Source organism: Mycolicibacterium smegmatis (assembly GCF_001457595.1).
In the GTDB taxonomy this organism is placed as follows: Bacteria; Actinomycetota; Actinomycetes; order Mycobacteriales; family Mycobacteriaceae; genus Mycobacterium; species Mycobacterium smegmatis.
In genome coordinates this window covers 2,124,171-2,141,690 of the sequence record NZ_LN831039.1, presented here as the reverse complement: position 1 = coordinate 2,141,690, position 17,520 = coordinate 2,124,171, and the positions used below count along the sequence as shown (strand labels likewise).

Genomic DNA, 17,520 nt, shown 5'->3' with positions numbered 1-17,520 from the left:
GATGCGGCCGATTCACCGTGCCCAAAACCGAGAGGATTGCCATGTCCACCCCAGCTCTCAACGACGCGAGCCCCACCGGAACCCATGCCGTACCCCTCACCGAGACCCCCGAGCAGGCACGCCGACGCCAGAGGCGCATGGCGCTGGCCGCCGTCGTCGGAACCGCGGTCGAGTGGTACGACTTCTACCTCTACGCCGCGATGGCCTCGATCGTGTTCGCGACGGTGTTCTTCCCGGAAGGAGACTCGAAATTCGCAGCGCTGCAATCGCTTGCGACGTTCGCCGTGGGGTTCCTGGCCCGGCCCGTCGGCGGCGTCGTCTTCGGCGCACTCGGCGACCGGATCGGGCGCAAGCGCACACTTGTCGTCACCTTCATCTTGATGGGCGTCTCGACGGGTGTCATCGGTTTCCTGCCCGACTTCGCGACGATCGGTATGTGGGCGCCTATCGCGCTGGTGCTGTTGCGGATCCTGCAGGGTCTGGGTGCCGGCGCCGAATTCGCCTCGGCGGCGGTCGCCAGCTACGAACATGCCGACGTCGCCAAACGCGGCAGCATGGGCTCATGGCCGACACTCGGGATGAACCTCGGGCTGGTGTTGTCGGCCGCGACGGTCTTCGTCATCTCACTGCTCGGTGACGACTTCCTGACGACCGTCGGATGGCGCATCCCGTTCGTCGCGAGCTTCGCGCTGGTCGCCGTCGGTCTGTGGATCCGCGCATCTGTGCCCGAGACACCGGATTTCGCGCAGGAATCCGAACAGCGACGCACCAAGGCGTTCCCGCTCATCGCGCTGCTGCGCCAGGACTGGCGCGGTCTGGCCGTCGTCATCGGGATCGCCCTGGGCTGCACCTCGATCAGCTACATCTTCAAGACCTTCTCCCTGGCGTACCTGACGCAGTTCAAAGGTGTCTCGGCCGCCGACAGCGCACTCGGCGTCACACTCGCGGGAATCGCCGCGGTCCTGGTCATCCCGCTGCTGGGGCGGCTGTGCGACCGGTGGAGCAGCAAGCGCGTGCTGATCGTCGGCGGCGTTCTCAGCGGCGTGTGGGCGACTTTCTTCCTGGCATTGCTGAACACCGGTGAGACATGGGCGATCTGGACCGCGTTGATCGTCGGCACGGGCGTTCTGGTGCCGACGATGATGGCGGCGCAGGGTTCGTTCTACAGCAGGCAGTTTCCGGTGGCGACGCGGGCCAGCGGCGTCGGAACGGCCCGCGAGTTCGGCACCTCGGTCGCAGGCGGCGCGGCGCCCCTTGGCGCACTGGCACTCGTGACAGCCTCCCCGACTCATTCCACCGTGGGTGTAGGCGTCGTCCTCGTCGGAGCGGCCGTGCTTGCCGTGGTCCCCGCGATGTTCGACCAGGGGACCAAGCATTCGGCGTACAAGAACTGAGGGCGGCGCTCAGTTCGCCTTGTCCTGCTCGGCGCGGGCACGCAGCACGTTCTTCTGAATCTTGCCCGTCGAGGTCTTCGGCAGATGGTCGAACACCATGGTGCGCGGCACCTTGAAACCGGCGAGATGTTCCCGCAGGAACGTGGTGAGCTGGTCGAATGTCACGTCGGACCCGTCGCGCCGCGTGATGAACGCGACCGGCACCTCGCCCCACTTCTCGTCCGCCACACCGACAACCGCCGATTCCACCACCTCGGGGTGGCTGTCGATGACCTTTTCGATCTCGATCGACGCGATGTTCTCCCCGCCGGAGATGATGACATCCTTTGCCCGGTCCCGAATTTCGACATACCCGTCGGGATGCATGGCGGCCAGGTCACCGGTCAGGAAGTACCCGTCACGGGTGGCGGCGCTGGTGGCGGCGTCGTCGTTGTAGTAACCGAGCATGACGTCGTTGCCGCGCGCCGCGATCTCCCCGATGGTCGTGCCGTCCCGCGGCACGTCATCACCGCCGAGGTCCACGACCCGCAGCGGGTTGGCGATGATGTTGCCCACGCCCTGCCGGGCCCGCAGCCTCGCCTGCTCGTCGTCCGGCAGTTCGTCCCACTCCGGTTGCCACACGTTCACCGCGACCGGTCCGTACGTCTCGGTGAGCCCGTAGAGATGCGTGACGTCGAACCCCAGCGGCGTAAGGCGCGCGAGCAGCGCCGGCGAGGGCGGCGCACCGCCAGTGTCGACGTGCACTCGCGCGGGCAGTGGTTGCGCCGAAGGATCCTCGGCGATCATCGTCAACACCGTTGGCGCGGCGCTGAAATGGGTGATACCGCCGCCACGCAGCCATCGCCAGATCTCGGCCGAGTCGATCTTGCGCAGACATATGTGGGTGCCCCCGGCAGCGCCGACAGCCCAGGTGAAACACCAACCGTTGCAATGGAACATCGGCAAGGTCCACAGATAGCCGGTCGAGGGATCGAGACGCGTGTGGTAGGCCATCGCAACAGCCTGCAGGTAGGCGCCGCGATGGTGGTACATCACGCCTTTGGGCCTGCCCGTGGTCCCCGACGTGTAGTTGATGGCGAGCAGATCCCGTTCTCCGACCGCGACGCGATCCTCGGGTGACGCCACGTCCGGCAGCCACTCCTCGTACCCGTCACCTTCGATCACCACGTCGATCCCGGCGTCGTCAGCCAACTCTCGCGCACGGTCGGCGAACTCACGGGTGGCGATCAGGATACGAGCGCCGGGGTGGCCGATGATGTACTGCATCTCCTCGAACGCCAGCCGCGTGTTCAGCGGCACCAGCACCGCCCCGCGGGCCGGCACCGCCTGGTGCAGTTCCAGCATGACGTGGCTGTTGGTGCACAGAGCGGCCACCCGATCCCCGGGTTGCACACCCGCGGCCGCCAGCGCCGAGGTGACGCGGCCGCACCTCTCCGCGAACTGCGTGTAGGTCAATCTCAGCTCACCGTCGACAATGGCGAGACGATCGGGAAACGCCTGGGCAGATCGCTGCAGGAGGCTGGTCGGAGTGAGCTCGGCGAAGGTGAAGACAGCCATTCTTGGACCGTACCCCTGCCTGTGGTCGGCGCGGCCGCGATGGCGCAATGTCCGCATACAGCCGCAACCGCGAACACCCCCGTCTGCTCACGCGGACACATGACTTTTTCGTTGCTACAAGCGATTTCACGATCCTGGCGACATCTCACATACTGGGTGTCGTTCTTGTGGCTCTTTCACTAGGCTCGGAACTGTCGTCGTCGCGAAAGGACATCAAGACGTGAAGATCACCAAGAGGGTCCACCCGCCGTCGGGGCTGAGCAAGTTGCTGTTCCGGGCGCCCATCTCGATGTTCCGGGCCAACCTTGGCTGGATGTTCGGTAACCGGCTCCTGCTGCTGCACCACATCGGCCGGGTGTCCGGCAAGAACCGAGAAGTGGTCCTCGAGGTGGTCGAGCACGACCCACAGACCGGGGCGTACACGGTCGCCTCCGGGTGGGGTCCGAAGGCAGCCTGGTACCGCAACGTGCTCGCCGAGCCCCGGGTCACGATCCAGGTGGGACGACGCACCATCGCCGTCACGGCCCTGCCGTTGGACCAGGCCGAAGGCGCCGACATCTTCGCCCGCTACGCTGTGCGCCACCGATTCCTCGCCCGTCACCTGCTCCCCCGGCTGATGGGATTCTCCGTCGACGGGTCGCTCGAGGACTTCCGGGCGGCCGGCGAGCAGATACCGTTCATCCGCTTCGTTCCTCGGACACCGGGATGAGAATCGCCATCAGCGGTGCCGGTATCGCCGGACCCACGCTCGCCTACTGGTTGATGCGTGCGGGCCACGAACCTACGTTGATCGAAGCGGCCCCGCGCCTGCGCACGGGCGGATACGTCGTCGACTTCTGGGGCCTGGGCTACGAGGTCGCGTGCCGCATGGGTATCGAACCGGCGCTCTGCGAGCAGGGATACGACATCACGGCCATCCGTTCGGTCACCCCGGACGGCCGGATCCGCGCGAACCTCGACACCGCCGGAATTCGTCGCGTCACCCACGACAAGTTCACCAGCCTGCCGCGCGGCGACCTCGCCGCAACCATCTACTCCACCATCGACGGCAAGGTGGAAACGGTGTTCGGCGACAGCATCGCCTCGATCACCGAGCACGAGGACGGGGTTGCCGTCGGTCTTGCCGGCGGGACGCAGCGCGAGTTCGATCTGGTGGTCGGCGCGGACGGTCTGCATTCCCACGTGCGCCAGCTCGCGTTCGGCCGCGCACCGGACCCCGAGCATTATCTGGGCTGCCTGGTCGCGGCTGCCGTCGTCGACGGATACCGCCCTCGTGACGACCTGGTGTACATGACGTTCAGCGCACCGGGACATTCCGTGGGCCGAGTGGCCCTGCGCGGCGACCGGACATTGTTCCTGTTCATCCTGCGATCGGACGATGCCACTGTTCCCGGGTCCCACGACGAGCGAATAGCCCTGCTGAAACGTGAGTTCAGCGACCTCGGGTGGGAATGTGAACGCATCACCGACGCACTGGACGACGTCGACGATCTGTACCTCGACGTGGTCAGCCAGATCCGTATGGACCGCTGGTCTCGCGGCCGCACGGTGCTTGTCGGTGATGCCGCGGCGTGTATATCGCTGCTCGGCGGTGAAGGCACGGGGCTGGCCATGGCCGAGGCCTATGTTCTCGCCGGTGAGCTGGCCGCTCACCGCGATCACCGAGATGCGTTCAGCGCCTATGAGACTGCCTTGCGACCGCTCATCGCGGCCAAACAGGAGGCCGCACGCAGATACCTCGCGGTGTTCATCCCGAAAACGAACCTGGGCATCGCGTTCCGTGACCTCTGCATGCGCGTCGTGAACGCCGTGCCGTGGACCGACCGCCTGTTGGCGCGCACCTTCTCTGATGACTTCGCGCTGCCCGAGTATCGGTTGTAGGCGCGTTCAGCGCGAGGCGTCGGCGATCTCCAGTTCGCCCATCGCCGCCCAGTCCTCGCCTTCGATCTCGGTGTGGAGAATCCGCGGGGTCGCGGTCAGGGCCGGCCGCATGGCAGCGAGGCCCTCGTGGAAATGTTCGGAGTTGACGTGCACAGCGCCGGCCTCCGAGTCCCGGAACGCCTCCACCAGAACGTATTCGTTCGGATCATCCAGGCTGCGCGACCATTCGAACCACAGGTTGCCTTCCTCGGCCCGTGTGGCGTCGGTGAACGCCTTGGTCAGCGCGGGCCATTTGTCGCGGTAGGCCTCGTCCACCTGGAACTTGACGACGATGAATATCACGATCACTCCAAACCTGTTGCTGTAAGGACGTTCAGTAGATGTTGGACGGGCGGACCATGCCTTCGGCGAGATCGCCGAAGCCGGGCGCCATGATGGCGCCCGGTTGACCGAGGATCTCCTCCACCACCGCGGTCTCGGTGGTGATCAGCAGCGCGGCGATCGAGGCGGCACTCTCCAGCGCGGCGCGGGTCACCTTGAACGGGTCGATGATTCCTTCCTCGAACATGTCGCCGTACTCGCCGGTGAGTGCATTGAAGCCATGTCCGAGCGGTAGATCGGCGACAACATCGACGACATCGCCTCCTTCGAAGCCGGCGTTGAAGGCGATCCAGCGCAACGGCTCTGACAATGCACGACGAACCACGTCGCGGCCGATCGCCTCGTCGCCGACGAGCTCGACAGCGTCGAGGACCCGGTGCGCCTGCGCGAGTGCGGTACCGCCACCCGAGACGATGCCGGCTTCCAGCGCCGCCCTGGTTGCCGCGAGGGCGTCCTCGACCCGGAGCATGCGTTCCTTTAGTTCGACGCTGGTCGCACCGCCGACGCGGATCACTGCCACTCGTCCCGTGAGCCGGGCAATCCTCAGGTCGAGGATGTCCCGATCGGCGTCGATCCTGGCCCGCTCGCGCTGAACCTCCAGTTGCGCGACACGGGCGTCGACAAGGTTCTGATGCCCGCGCGGACCGACGATGGTGGTGTCGCTTTCGGTGGCGGTGAGACGGTCGCACGATCCCAGATGCTCGCGGGCCACCTCGCCCAGGTCGATGCCGGTGTCCTTCGCGATGACGTGCCCGCCGAGCGCGACGGCCAGGTCCTCGAGTTCGGCGACCCGGCGGTGTCCGAAGCCGGGCGCACGCACAACCACGGATTGCATGGTCTTGTGCATGTTTCCGCCGACCAGCAGTTGCAGTGCCGGCCCGTCGACATCCTCGGCGATCACCACGAGCGGGCGGTCGGCGCGCTTGGCCACCTCGAGGGTGGGCATGATCTCCTGCACCTGACTGATCTTCTTGTTGGTCAACAAGATCAGCGGATTGTCGAGCACCGCCTCCATGCGCTCGGGGTCGGTCACCATGTAGCCGGATGTGTATCCGTGGTCGAACTCGATGCCGTCGACGACGTCGACCGCCATGCCCAGGGTGTCGCTCTCCTCGGTCGTGACCACGCCGGTCTTGCCGACGTGCTCGACGGCGGCCGCGATGACGTCGCCGATCGCTTCATCGTCACTGGCCGCGAGCGCGGCGATACGACGCAGGTCGCTGCTGCTGCCGACCTCCACGCTGTGGCTGCGCAGCGATTCGACGACCACCGGCACGGTGCGTTCGATGCCGCGACGCACGCGCATCGGGTTGGCGCCGGCCTCGACGGCCGCCAAGCCCTCGCGAACCATCGCCTGCGCCAACACGGTGGCGGTGGTGGTGCCGTCACCGACCACGCCGTTGGTCTTCATCGCCACCTCCTTGACCAACTGGGCACCCATGTTGGCGAAGGGATCACGCAGTTGGATCTCCCTGGCGATGGTCACACCGTCGTTGGTGATGGTGGGTGGACCGGTCAGTTTCTCCAGGATGGCGTTGCGCCCCTTCGGGCCGAGGGTGACCTTTACCGCGTCGGCGAGGGCGTTGACACCTTGTTCGAGACGAGCACGTGCATCGGAGTTGAACCGCAGTTCTTTGGCCATGGTCGGAGTCCTTTCGAGCGGGCGGTGTCAGGGGACGAGGATCGCGCGCCCGCGGACGTTGCCGTTGTCCAGATCGGTGATGGCGGACTGGAAGTCGTCGAGGGCGTACTTCTGTGTGTGCAGGTTGACCGCTCCCCGGGCGGCCAGTGCCATCAGGTCGCACAGGTCGTTGTAGGAACCGACGAGGTTGCCGATGAAGTTGATCTCGGTGGAGATCACGTCGATCGTGGGCACATCGATGTTCTCGCCGTAGCCCACCACGTGGTAGTCACCGGCCCTGCGCAACATGGCGATCCCCTCGCTGGTCGCGCCTCCTTCACCGACGAAGTCGACCACGGTCTCGGCGCCGTGTCCGCCGGTGAGGTCGCGCACCTGCTCGATCTGGTTGCCGTCGGCGATCACGCAGTGGTCGGCGCCGATCGCCTCGGCGAGCTTGAGCGCCTCGGGGTTGCGGTCGACGACGATGAGTTCGGCCGGTGACAGCGCTTTGAGCACCTGAATCCCGATGTGGCCCAGACCTCCTGCGCCGATGACGACGACCCGGTCTCGGGGTGTCAGCCTGCGAGCGGCCTTGGCGGCGGCGTGATACGCCGTCAGACCCGCGTCGGCCAGGGCCGCGACATCGGCCGGCTCCAGTGCGTCGTCGATCTTGACCACGCTGCGTGCGGAGGTCTTGAGATACTCCGCGTACCCGCCGTTGGTGTCGATCCCGGGAAACGCGTTCGACTCGCAGTGGACGTCGTCCCCGGATCGGCAGGCTCGGCACAACCCGCACGTGATCAGCGGATGGACGATCACCTTGTCGCCTTCTGTGACATTGGTGACCGCGGACCCGACAGATTCGACCCAACCGGCATTTTCATGGCCAATCGTGTACGGCAGTTGCACCTGTGACTTCTCGGCCCACTGACCTTCGAGGATGTGCAGATCGGTCCGGCACACGCCGGCGCCGCCGATCTTCACCACGACATCGAACGGACCTGTCGGCGTGGGCTTCTCCACGTCGGCCAATTCCAGGTTCTGGTGGTAGCCCACCACCTGCACAGCTCTCATCACCTGCTCCTTCGGGTTCTGGTGTCGGTCACGACGGGCAGTGCGCCCGCGGGTTCGTCGTCGGAATACCGTGTGGCCAACAGGCCCCGGCAGAAATGCGAGTTGCCTTCCATCGAGATCCGTACCGAGCGGGCGAAACGCAGCCGCATGGGAACCGCCTCGGGTGCAACAGGTTTTCCCTCGTCATCGACGAGTACCTTGCTGTTGGGGCAGTTGCTCAGACCGATAGTGAAGCGACGCCGCAGCAGCGCTGCTTTCGCCTTGCCCTCGGGCAGGTCACGCAGCAGCAGATGCCCGATCTGCTCGGCGTCCATCGGTGTCTGGCGCAGCAGTAAGGTGATCGCCCGTTCCATCGCCGCCGCGTGTGCCTTGCGCCAGAACACCTCCCGCAGCGCGTCGAGGCTCTTCTCGGCTTCCACACCGAACGTGCCGACATAACCGGCGTCGGCGGCCAGGCCCGCATTGATCTTGTCACTGTCGTGATGGTCGTCCAGCAACACCCGCACTTCCCCTATGTCGTCGAGTTCGCGTAGCGCATCCAGGGCATCAGAAGCCATCAGATAGGCGAAGTTCGGGGAACAGAACGCCGTCGGCAACCGCAGATGGACGGTGATCCCGTCATCGTCGACGAACACCGAGCGCACGAATCCGAGTTCGGTGATCGGTTCGTCGAGTTCGGGATCGGTCACCGTCGCCAGCGCCTCGAGGATCTCCGTCTCTAGGGAGATCACTGCGGTACTCATATCGACACGCTCTCCTTGGCACCGGCGGCCACCTCCACCGTGTCCTGCCCCGGTGTAGGCAGCCGCAGTTCGGCGGGAACGTCGATGTCGTACAGCGATGCGGCGTTGAGGCCGAGAACTTTTCGCTTCTGCTCGGCGGTGATCTGAGTGTACTCACCCAGCATGTCCTCGGGGATCTGGAAGTCGACGAACTTCTCGATCAGCCACTTCGGCGTCCACAGCGCGTAGTCGCTGGCGAACAGGATCTTGTCCTCACCGATCCAGTACAGAAGTTCGCCGATGATCTGGGCGAAGTAGCGCGGCCGGGTGTGGATGAACGGGATGGCCACGGCCAGACCGCCGTAGACGTTGGACTCCTGGGTGGCGATCCAGCAGAAGTCCTCCAACCGAGGTAACCCGACATGTTCGACGACGAAGTTGAGCTCCAGGTAGTCGGTGGCCACTTTGTCGATGTCGGCCACGTCGAACGCGTCACGGTCCAACGGCCGGATGGTGGGGCCTTTGTGGACGTGGACGTTCTTGATACCCAGCTTGATGGCCTCTTCGAGATATCGCCGCGACCACGGCTCGTCGAGCTTGTAGCCGCGCGAGTCACCATGCCATTCGGCGGTGTAGAGCTTGACGCCCTGCAGACCCATCCGATCCGCATCGCGGCGCAGTTGTTCCAGGCCGGCCTCGCCGTAACGGGGGTCGTAGGCGTGGTTGTAGGTGAGCTTGCCGGGATGGCGTTGTGTGAGCGCGAACGCCTCCTCGGTCTGGCCGAACCCGGTGACGTAGAAGTCGCTGAGCAAGGTGGCCTGGAAGATCGCGTGGTCGACGTAGCCGTCGGTGAACAGGTCCTTCATCAACCGGTCGCCGCCGTAGTAGGTGTAGGTGTCGTAATCCCACAACGCTTCTTCCGGGCTGAGATTCTTGTGGTAGTCGTAGAAGCAGTCGATGAACTGTTTGCCGTGCACGTTCTTCAGGTTCGAGGCCCGGCCGTCCCACAGGTGAACGTGCGAGTCGACGATGAAGTACTGTTGGCCGTCTTTTTCGTACATTGCAATCTCCTTGCGCTATGGGTTCTTTGGATCGATCTACTTCGCGGTGAGGTCGAAGCCGATGTACTCGGCGGCATCCTCGGGGCTGGCGAACAGCATCGTCTTGTCGTCGAGATGCACCATGCGTCCGTAGTGGGTGGAGCTGATCTCCTCGAAGATCGAACCGTCGAACTCCTCGCCGAGGGCCTCGGTGAGCTCGTCGTAGTCGAAGCTCAGCAGTTTGACGCCGTCGACGCGGATCATCGACGGGTACTCGGTGAGTTCGACACCTTCCTTGGCGCCCATCACCTCGGCGACGACGCGCCCGATCGGGGTGTTCATCAGCGTCACGCCGCATTTGTTGGAGAACTCTGTGGCCGCGCCGAACTGCATGCTGCTCATTTGTTCAACTCCTCGGGGATGTCCAGATCGATCTCTTCCAGCAGTGCTGTGAACTTCGCCTTCGCAGCGTCCAGGCTGGAGGCGAAGGTGACGGCCTTGTCGGCCGGTGCCGACCAGATCGGCTGCAGCGCAAGCGCGGCGTCGAGGCAACGTGGCACCCAGATCCCCAGCCACTCGGTGAACAGTGCCTTGTTCGCCTCGCCGTGCTCGGGGTCACGGGTCAGCAGCCGGAACAGGTTGCGGGTGTAGTTGAGGTCGCGGTCGTAGTCGTGTTCGCCGGTGCCCACGATCGTCGGCGTGATGTAGTCGCCGTTGCGGGCGGCGATCTGCATGATCAGTTCTGTGCGGAACAGCGAACCGACCAGCTGCTCGAACACGATGTTCGTGGCGAACAGCAGCTGGCACCAATCCCCCACCGCCGTCAGCTCTTCCACCACCTTACGGGTGGCCTGCCATTCCCGCGCCTCCTGCCACACGGCCCGGTGGGCGCTGCCGTCGAAGGCTTCGGTGGCCTCGGCCAGGTCGAGGTTGAACAGTGCGAGGTCCTGGGCGAACCGCATCTTGTGCGCGGCGTTCACCGCGACCGCGGTGTTGATCATGTTGGTCGGTCCGGACCGCTGGATGGACGTGAACACGTGCAGCGCCAGGCCGTTCTCGGCGTGCATCCACGCTCCGACATTGCGTTCGATGAACGTCAACCAGGTCGAGTTCCAGCCGTCATAGACGCGCGCACGTTTGGCGTTCTTCAGGCACAGTTCGACCTGACGCACCACCGCGGCGTTGTTGCGGTAGATGGTCTGGTTCCACTCCTCGTTGGGGTCGCGGAAGGCATGCCAGTCCGAGGACTTGGCCGTGGTCCAGTCTTTCGGATATCCGCCCGGCCCGTTTCCGAAGCCGTAGATCCAGCCCTGGGTCAGGTGCCGGTCCGGATCGGGCTGTACGTCGACGGTGACGTCCTCGTACATCGTCGCGCGCAACTTGGCCGGCGTGAAGTACGAGTAACTGCGACTCTTGGAACTCGGAAACTCCTTGGCTCCGGCTTCGGAGTCGGTGAACTCGATCTTGGGAAAGCTTCGTTCTCTTGGCTTCTCAGGGGCTGACATCGAAGTTCCTTTCTGGTGGGCTGCTACTGGTCGAAGATGGGGCTGGTGAAGCTGTCGTAGAACACCTGGTCTTTGGGCACGCAATTGGCGTCGAGGAACATCAACGCGGCGTCGACCATCGGTGGCGGCCCGCACAGGTACACCTCGGTCTTGGCGATCGCGGTTTCGTGCCGGGCGACGACGTCGGTCACCATGCCCTCCTCCACCGTGACCCGGCCGGGGACCTCTCCGTCCGCGGACTCCGAGAGACAGGCGATGAACCGGAAGTCTTTGATTCCCTTGCCCAGTTCGAGGATCTCGTCGAGATAGAACAGGTCAGCCGGGGTGCGTGCGCCGTAGTAGAACCTTGCCGGACGGCTGTTCTCGGTTTCGTTCATGTGCCGCAGCAGCGACAGGATGGGCGCCATGCCCGCACCGCCGCCTATGCACACGACGGGCAACACGTGTCCGTCCTTGAGGGTGAACGAGCCGTAGGGTCCCGTGAGCGCGATCTCGTCGCCGACCTGGATGCGGCCGTCGAGCAGGGCCGAGAACTTGCCGCCGGGATACTTCTTGATGAGGAACTCGACCTCGTCGCTGCGTGACTGGGTGGTCGCCATGGAAAACGACCGATGCTCGTCGGTGCCGGGGATGTGGAGGTCGGCGTATTGCCCGGGCTTGAAGTCGAACTTGCCCGGCTCGATCGGCTTGAGCCGCAGCGACACGATGTCACGGGTCTTGGGTTCGACCGCCTGCACCTGGGTGCGCACGTCCTGGATCGGTATGCCGCCGAGAAGTTCGTCCTCGTCGAAATTGAGAAGCTCGATGGTGCAGTCGCTGAACGCATGCGACCGGCACAGCAGGACATAACCCTCGTCCACCTCGGCGTCGTTACACGCGAAGGTGGAGTAGCTCTCCATCTGGATCTCACCGTCGAGCACGTAGGACTTGCACGCTGAGCAGCGACCCTCCCGGCAGCCGTGCATCAGGTGGATGCCCTGACGGAAGGCAGCGTCGAGAATGTTCTCGTCCTCGCGGACCTCCATCTCGATGTCCACGGGGTCGAAGTTGATCTTGTGCGAATCCGCCATGGCGGTGCCTCCTGACTGCGATTCGGGTAGTGGATGACCACGGTGGGCGGCACCGGGGTGGGGAGGAGAAGGTGCCGCCCACCGTCGGTTCTCAGGCCGGGACCCCGCCGGCGCGGTACGCCGCGACGTGCGCGTCGCGCTCGTCGTCGGTCATCTGGTTCAGCAGCACGTTGGGGCTGTTGAACGTGTTACCGCGCACGTCATCGAGGGTCCACATCTTCTGCGGATCCAGATTCAGGTGCGGTTGCCCGACGAGGGTTTTCCCGTCGTCGCGGACGTATCCGAGATCGGTCACGATGTCGGCGAGATCCTTGCCGTGGTGCAGGGTCTCCCATTCTCGGAACCCGGTGAGCCGTCCCATGTTCGGGGTTTCCCTGCCCTCGTACTCACCCCGGAACGCGACGGCGTCGGTCCAGTAGCAGGTCTCGGAGCAGTACGTCCTCCACTGGCCGTCGACCTTCTCGACGATCATGTCTTCGCGGATCAACGCGGGCACCATGCAGGTCCAGCACCGGTGCGGGTACTGGTACCCGACCTCCTCGAACGCGATGGGCTTGTTCCGTCCGGGATAGGCGAGCCGGTTGTAGTTCTCCCACCACTTGCCGAACTTGGAGTACCAGCCGGGGTATTTGTGCTCGAACCACTCGAAGTCGGTGTCGGTCATGGTGTCGATGCGCCAGTAGTTCACCGGCCAACCGGTGGCGAAGAATCGAGCCACCTCGTGCACGTAGCCCTTCTCGACGATGCGCTTCCACGCCTCCTCGACCAGGTCGTGCGGAATTGTCAGGCCGTACTTCTCCAGCGGCAGAAGGTAACTGCGGTAGTAGTCGTCATAGATCCAGCGGCGCCACATCTCGGCGTAGCTCTCCCGGTCCTTGCGACGGTCCTTGGTGCCGTACTCGATGAACGTTCCGATCGCGGCGTCGACGACGCAGTGGTTGTTCCACCAGGCGTAGCGCAGGTCGCGTTCGAGCAGTGGCCGGTTGCGTTCGTCGGCGAGCGCCATCAGCAGGATCGAGTAACCGTTGGAGATGTGGCGCGACTCGTCGGACTGCACCGAGTGGAAAACCGTCGGCAGCAGGTAATCGCCGTTCGCGGCAGCCTCATCGGGCATCGCCACGAAAAGCGTGTTGGTGAAGGCGGTCTCGGCCACCACCGTGAGATAGATGTTGGCGGCGGTGATCGCGTCACCGGTGATGAAACCCTCGCCGAACTGGCGTCCGATGGTGCCCGCGTAATTGTTCGCGAACGCCTTCTCTGTCATGTCGAAGCCGGACGGGTCGATGTAGTTGTTCATGTAGAGCTTCTTGAGGTTCATCTGGATCGTCGAGTGCCGGACCTCGTCGATCATCTGGACCGCCAACCCGTTGTGGATCTCCGGGTTCGGCACGGCGTCGATGGCCATCGGCATCGCGCGGGCCGCCGAGATCTCGGGGAACGGGATGATCGACAAGAACAGCTTCTGCCACTCCAGCCAGCGCTGCTGGACCTGGCGGAACATGTTGCCGCGGATGGCGCCGTCCATCGCGCCGTAGACGCGGTTGTCCTTCTCCTCCTCCATGGAGAAGTACGAGCGCATGATCTGCTTGAGCGGATCCTTCTTCGGCGCCTTCTCGAACGTGTAGTCGGTGCCGAATCGGGTCGCCGGGGTGGCGAACGTCGGCTCCCACGTGAGTTCGCTTATCTTGGCATGCGCCTTGGTCAGGCTTTGTCTGCTCAACGTGAGCCTCCTGATAGTTGGGCCATCCGCCGGATTCGGGGACGATGCGCCACTGATGTAACTGTGTGATGCGCCCCACATGCGTCTCACTATGAGACTGGCGTCACATCGAAAGGAGTTTCTTCGGGATCCGGGGTCGCGATTCTCAAATTGAGACGCTGCGAGCCCTGGGCGCCCCTAGGCTGCAGGTACCGCCCAAAAAGACCGAGGCCACCATGGTCAGACATGCCGACACGCCCACGGACGCCCAGCGCGCCCGGGAGCAGTTCCTCTCCACCGGCGCCCTGCAACCGGATGCCGTTGCTTCGAGCGTGCTCAACTCCTGGCAACGATCACGCGAACTGCACGTCCACCCTGATCGCGTCGAACTGCCCTATGTGCGCGACCCCGACACCGACACGCCGCTGATGCACGCGGCCGCCCCCGTGCTGCGACGGATGGCCGAGGATCTCTCCGATCAGTCGGTGAGCGTGGTGCTGACCTCCGCGGACGGCTTGGTGCTGGACCGTGTCGCGGCCGACACCGAGTTCGAGCGGGTGCTCGACGATGTGCGCCTGGCGCGTGGGTACAGCTACGCCGAGGAGTTCGCGGGCACCAACGGCATCGGCACGGCGCTGGAGACCGGCCGGCCGGCCTTCATCCGAGGCAGCGAGCACTACGTCGGAACGCTGGGCGGGCTGGCCTGCGCCGGTTCTCCCATCCGCGAACCCGTCACCCGCCGGATCCTCGGCGTCATCGATCTGACCTGCCGGGCGCGGCAGGCCGACCCGCTGCTGTTCGTTCTCGCCAAGAGCGCGGGCAGCCAGATCGAGGACCGCCTTCGCACCATGAACAACGAGACCGAAACCGCGCTCCTCGACGCATATCTGAAGCAGAGTCGCCGCTATCCGGGCGGGGTGCTGGCGATCGGCGGGGACGTCGTGCTGATGAACCGCTACCTCCGCCAGGCGCTCGACGCCGCCGATCAGACGGTGCTGCTGGATCACGCCGCGGAACTGACCCGATCGTCGTTCACCTCGACAACGGTGGCCCATCTCCCCAGCGGTGCGTCGGTGAAGATCTCGGCCGCCGAACGCATCATCGTGGGCGTCCGCAGCGACAGCGTCGTCTTCCACGTCTCTGTCCATGTGGCCGAGAGCATTCCGGTGCGCAGCTCTCAACACATCCCCCGCCTTGCCGGCCAGAGCAGTTCGTTCCGCCGTAGCGCCCAGCAGGTGGAACGCTGCTACCGCGACCGGGAATGGGTGGTCATCGAGGGCGAACGAGGCTCTGGCAGAACATATTTGGGGTATTCGGTAGTGCATTTCGTCACCCCCGAACGGTCGATACCCGTGCTGCACATCGACAACTTCGACACGCCCGAGAGCTTCGTCGCCGCCTTCGAATCCGAAACCGACTCCGCCGACTTCGCGGTGATCGTCTCCGACGTCGACGAACTGCCCGACGAGGTACTGAACCCGATGGCGGCCATCATGCAGACCCGCGCGGGCCGCGGCTGGATCGCCGCGACCACCAGCACCGAACGTGACTCGCAGCTGGTGGACCTGCTCATGTTGCCGTTCTTCACCCACACGGTCACCGTGCCTGCCCTGCGTCACCGAATAGAGGACCTCCAAGAGCTGGTTCCGATGATCCTCAACGAATTGAGCCGTGGCGAAGCCCGCATGGATGGTGAAGCCATGCGGCAGTTGGCCAAACTGCCGTGGCCCGGCAACATAGCCCAGCTGCGCCATGTGCTGACCGAGACCGTGCGCCGCCAACGGTCGGGGGTGATCGGCGTGGACAAGCTACCCGCGGAATGCCGGTCGGTCACCCGCCGCAAACTCACACCCCTGGAGGCCATGGAGCGCGACGCGATCGTGCGCAGCCTGTTGGAGAACGACGGCAACAAGGCCGACGCCGCAGCCGCTCTGGGCATGTCGCGAGCCACGATCTACCGCAAGATCAAAGACTTCGGCATCGCCTGAGCACCAGAACACCGAAATGAGAACGGCCCCCGGAGTATCCTCCGGGGGCCGTTCCACCTAGTAGCGGGGACAGGATTCGAACCTGCGACCTCTGGGTTATGAGCCGGCCGGTTGCGGTCTTGCGTCTACCGCTACGCCCTGTCTATGCAGGTCAGCAATCAGTTGCGGTCTGGATTGTTGCGCCGCGTCCCCAGGCATCACGCGTGTTCCGCACTGTCTCGTTCACAAATCCGTTCACAACTGGTGGCAAAGATTCCACCTGCCGACAAGGCCCTCACTCGTGATGGGCAGGACATCCCGCATGGCTGAGGCGCCTAAAGAGGGTGCTCCGAGATGCTGCGCTCACCGCAGCCAATCTAGGTCACACGGAGCAGCAATTTACCTGCCAGACGGCCTGATTCGAGGATGCGATGGGCTTCTTGGACGTCATCGAACGCCAGCACGCGGTCGATGCCGATCGTCAGCGCTCCGCGGTCGCGGACGTCACCGATGTAAGTCTTGGCGGCCGCGAGGCGATCGGGGAACTCGACAAGTTCGAAGAGGTCGACGAACGACACGGATTTGCGGTCCAGCGACACCAGTGGCACGTCGACTCGGGCAGCACGGATGTCGGGTGAAGTTTGAGCGCCGTAGCACAGCACGTGGCCGAATTGCGCAGTCGCGTCGATCAGCGCAGCCAGCAGGGGCCCGCCTACAGTGTCGTAGACGACCTTGGCGCCGCGCCCGTTGGTGAGCGCGGCGACTACAGCGGCGAGGTCTTCGTCGTCGGTTGCGATCGCATGATCAGCACCCAGCGCGATGAGTTCGGGCTTGCGCGCCATGGTGCGTGTCGTCGCGATCACGGTAGCGCCGAGGTCATGGGCGATTTGGATCAGCGCGGTGCCGACTGAGGACGTCCCAGCGGTCACGATCACGGTGTCACCCGGGGCGATCTCCACCTTCGTGGCCAAGGTGTAGGCCTGCAGGCTAGCCATCCACGTCGCGGCTTCCTCCTCGTCGGACCGGCCATCGGCGATGTGGACGAGGGCTTCGACCGGAACGTCGGCGTGCGTGGCGTAGGTGCCGGTGCCCACCGTCGGTGACTGGATCGGCAGGATCGCTACCCGGTCCCCGATCTGGAAATCCTCGACGTCTGGCGCTGTCTCGATGATGCTGCCCGCTGCTTCGACGCCCAGCGTCGCCGGCAACGTGGGTGCGATCACGTAGTGATCGCGGCGGAACAGCGCCTCGAAGCGGTTCAGTCCGATGGTGCGGATCTCTACCCGCACGTGGCCGGGCTGCAGCGCGGACAGCTGCAACGGCACCATCTCCAACACCTCGGGTCCGCCCAGTCGGGTGAACTGCACCCGGCGCATCCCCGACGTCGCATCAACGGCGCGGGGGTCTTCAATCGTCAATGGATTCATGATCTTTGGTTCCAATCAAGTCGGTGCTCGCGTCGCTGGACCGGGCTGTCCCGACGCAGCGTTTGTAACTATTCCTGTTACACACTGACTATATGTAACGAAGTTGGTTACAGTCAAGCGGACGGCCAGAAAGGGTCCCCCGTAAGCCACTGCGGACGCCGTTGACCGGGCATGTCGCTGAC

15 protein-coding genes are annotated in these 17,520 nt (G+C 64.6%); 4 read left to right on the top strand and 11 right to left on the bottom strand.

The annotated features are described in order from the left end of the window. The first annotated feature begins 41 nt into the window (after positions 1–41). A complete protein-coding gene (locus tag AT701_RS10150; protein WP_003893358.1) occupies positions 42–1,394 on the top strand; it encodes an MFS transporter in 1,353 nt (450 codons plus the stop codon). Between the two features lie 9 nt (positions 1,395–1,403). Here the strand turns inward: AT701_RS10150 and AT701_RS10145 are convergent, their stop codons facing one another. Further along, positions 1,404–2,951: an acyl--CoA ligase family protein gene (locus tag AT701_RS10145; protein ID WP_058125764.1), complete on the bottom strand. Its 1,548-nt coding sequence runs from the start codon at positions 2,949–2,951 to the stop codon at positions 1,404–1,406. Between the two features lie 220 nt (positions 2,952–3,171). On the opposite strand from AT701_RS10145, the gene AT701_RS10140 reads away from it, so the two are divergent. Then, the gene (locus tag AT701_RS10140) at positions 3,172–3,660 is read left to right on the top strand and encodes a nitroreductase family deazaflavin-dependent oxidoreductase (protein WP_058125763.1); all 489 of its coding nucleotides are present in this window, start codon (positions 3,172–3,174) and stop codon (positions 3,658–3,660) included. Further along, positions 3,657–4,832 carry an FAD-binding domain gene (locus AT701_RS10135; protein WP_058125762.1) on the top strand — a complete coding sequence of 392 codons (1,176 nt, stop codon included), beginning with the start codon at positions 3,657–3,659 and terminating at the stop codon, positions 4,830–4,832. Before AT701_RS10140 ends, AT701_RS10135 begins: the two co-directional genes overlap by 4 nt. 6 nt (positions 4,833–4,838) lie before the next feature. Here the strand turns inward: AT701_RS10135 and AT701_RS10130 are convergent, their stop codons facing one another. The 9 genes from AT701_RS10130 to AT701_RS10090 form a co-directional block, all read right to left on the bottom strand. Then, on the bottom strand, positions 4,839–5,174 hold the full coding sequence (locus tag AT701_RS10130; protein ID WP_003893354.1) for a putative quinol monooxygenase: 336 nt from the start codon (positions 5,172–5,174) through the stop codon (positions 4,839–4,841). Positions 5,175–5,205: 31 nt separating this feature from the next. Beyond that, positions 5,206–6,855 carry a chaperonin GroEL gene (gene groL, locus AT701_RS10125; RefSeq protein WP_003893353.1) on the bottom strand — a complete coding sequence of 550 codons (1,650 nt, stop codon included), beginning with the start codon at positions 6,853–6,855 and terminating at the stop codon, positions 5,206–5,208. Positions 6,856–6,882: 27 nt separating this feature from the next. Continuing rightward, positions 6,883–7,908 (bottom strand): NAD(P)-dependent alcohol dehydrogenase, encoded by a 1,026-nt coding sequence (locus tag AT701_RS10120; RefSeq protein WP_011728056.1) that lies wholly within the window; start codon positions 7,906–7,908, stop codon positions 6,883–6,885. Continuing rightward, positions 7,908–8,651: a metal-sulfur cluster assembly factor gene (locus AT701_RS10115; protein ID WP_003893351.1), complete on the bottom strand. Its 744-nt coding sequence runs from the start codon at positions 8,649–8,651 to the stop codon at positions 7,908–7,910. Before AT701_RS10115 ends, AT701_RS10120 begins: the two co-directional genes overlap by 1 nt. After that, positions 8,648–9,691 (bottom strand): amidohydrolase family protein, encoded by a 1,044-nt coding sequence (locus AT701_RS10110; RefSeq protein WP_058125761.1) that lies wholly within the window; start codon positions 9,689–9,691, stop codon positions 8,648–8,650. The genes AT701_RS10115 and AT701_RS10110 overlap by 4 nt, the downstream gene beginning before the upstream one ends. 36 nt (positions 9,692–9,727) lie before the next feature. After that, positions 9,728–10,072 (bottom strand): propane 2-monooxygenase effector subunit MimD, encoded by a 345-nt coding sequence (gene mimD, locus AT701_RS10105; RefSeq protein WP_003893349.1) that lies wholly within the window; start codon positions 10,070–10,072, stop codon positions 9,728–9,730. Continuing rightward, positions 10,069–11,175 carry an aromatic/alkene monooxygenase hydroxylase subunit beta gene (locus AT701_RS10100; RefSeq protein WP_014877261.1) on the bottom strand — a complete coding sequence of 369 codons (1,107 nt, stop codon included), beginning with the start codon at positions 11,173–11,175 and terminating at the stop codon, positions 10,069–10,071. The genes mimD and AT701_RS10100 overlap by 4 nt, the downstream gene beginning before the upstream one ends. Before the next feature lie 23 nt (positions 11,176–11,198). Then, positions 11,199–12,245 (bottom strand): 2Fe-2S iron-sulfur cluster-binding protein, encoded by a 1,047-nt coding sequence (locus AT701_RS10095; protein ID WP_058125760.1) that lies wholly within the window; start codon positions 12,243–12,245, stop codon positions 11,199–11,201. Between the two features lie 91 nt (positions 12,246–12,336). Continuing rightward, positions 12,337–13,965: a ferritin family protein gene (locus tag AT701_RS10090; RefSeq protein WP_003893346.1), complete on the bottom strand. Its 1,629-nt coding sequence runs from the start codon at positions 13,963–13,965 to the stop codon at positions 12,337–12,339. A gap of 215 nt (positions 13,966–14,180) precedes the next feature. On the opposite strand from AT701_RS10090, the gene mimR reads away from it, so the two are divergent. Then, the gene (mimR, locus tag AT701_RS10085) at positions 14,181–15,932 is read left to right on the top strand and encodes a transcriptional regulator MimR (RefSeq protein ID WP_011728053.1); all 1,752 of its coding nucleotides are present in this window, start codon (positions 14,181–14,183) and stop codon (positions 15,930–15,932) included. Between the two features lie 356 nt (positions 15,933–16,288). Here mimR and AT701_RS10080 read toward each other — a convergent pair whose 3' ends face one another. After that, positions 16,289–17,329, bottom strand: a complete 1,041-nt coding sequence (locus tag AT701_RS10080) for a zinc-dependent alcohol dehydrogenase family protein (protein WP_162267865.1) — start codon at positions 17,327–17,329, stop codon at positions 16,289–16,291. Positions 17,330–17,520: the final 191 nt, after the last annotated feature.

Bases quoted from the DNA above. Each gene is read 5' to 3' on its own strand.
- AT701_RS10100 (WP_014877261.1), bottom strand. From the start codon at position 11,175: ATGTCAGCCCCTGAGAAGCCAAGAGAACGAAGCTTTCCCAAGATCGAG.
- AT701_RS10145 (WP_058125764.1), bottom strand. From the start codon at position 2,951: ATGGCTGTCTTCACCTTCGCCGAGCTCACTCCGACCAGCCTCCTGCAG.
- mimD (WP_003893349.1), bottom strand. From the start codon at position 10,072: ATGAGCAGCATGCAGTTCGGCGCGGCCACAGAGTTCTCCAACAAATGC.
- AT701_RS10115 (WP_003893351.1), bottom strand. From the start codon at position 8,651: ATGAGTACCGCAGTGATCTCCCTAGAGACGGAGATCCTCGAGGCGCTG.
- groL (WP_003893353.1), bottom strand. From the start codon at position 6,855: ATGGCCAAAGAACTGCGGTTCAACTCCGATGCACGTGCTCGTCTCGAA.
- AT701_RS10120 (WP_011728056.1), bottom strand. From the start codon at position 7,908: ATGAGAGCTGTGCAGGTGGTGGGCTACCACCAGAACCTGGAATTGGCC.
- mimR (WP_011728053.1), top strand. From the start codon at position 14,181: ATGGTCAGACATGCCGACACGCCCACGGACGCCCAGCGCGCCCGGGAG.
- AT701_RS10110 (WP_058125761.1), bottom strand. From the start codon at position 9,691: ATGTACGAAAAAGACGGCCAACAGTACTTCATCGTCGACTCGCACGTT.
- AT701_RS10150 (WP_003893358.1), top strand. From the start codon at position 42: ATGTCCACCCCAGCTCTCAACGACGCGAGCCCCACCGGAACCCATGCC.
- AT701_RS10095 (WP_058125760.1), bottom strand. From the start codon at position 12,245: ATGGCGGATTCGCACAAGATCAACTTCGACCCCGTGGACATCGAGATG.
- AT701_RS10135 (WP_058125762.1), top strand. From the start codon at position 3,657: ATGAGAATCGCCATCAGCGGTGCCGGTATCGCCGGACCCACGCTCGCC.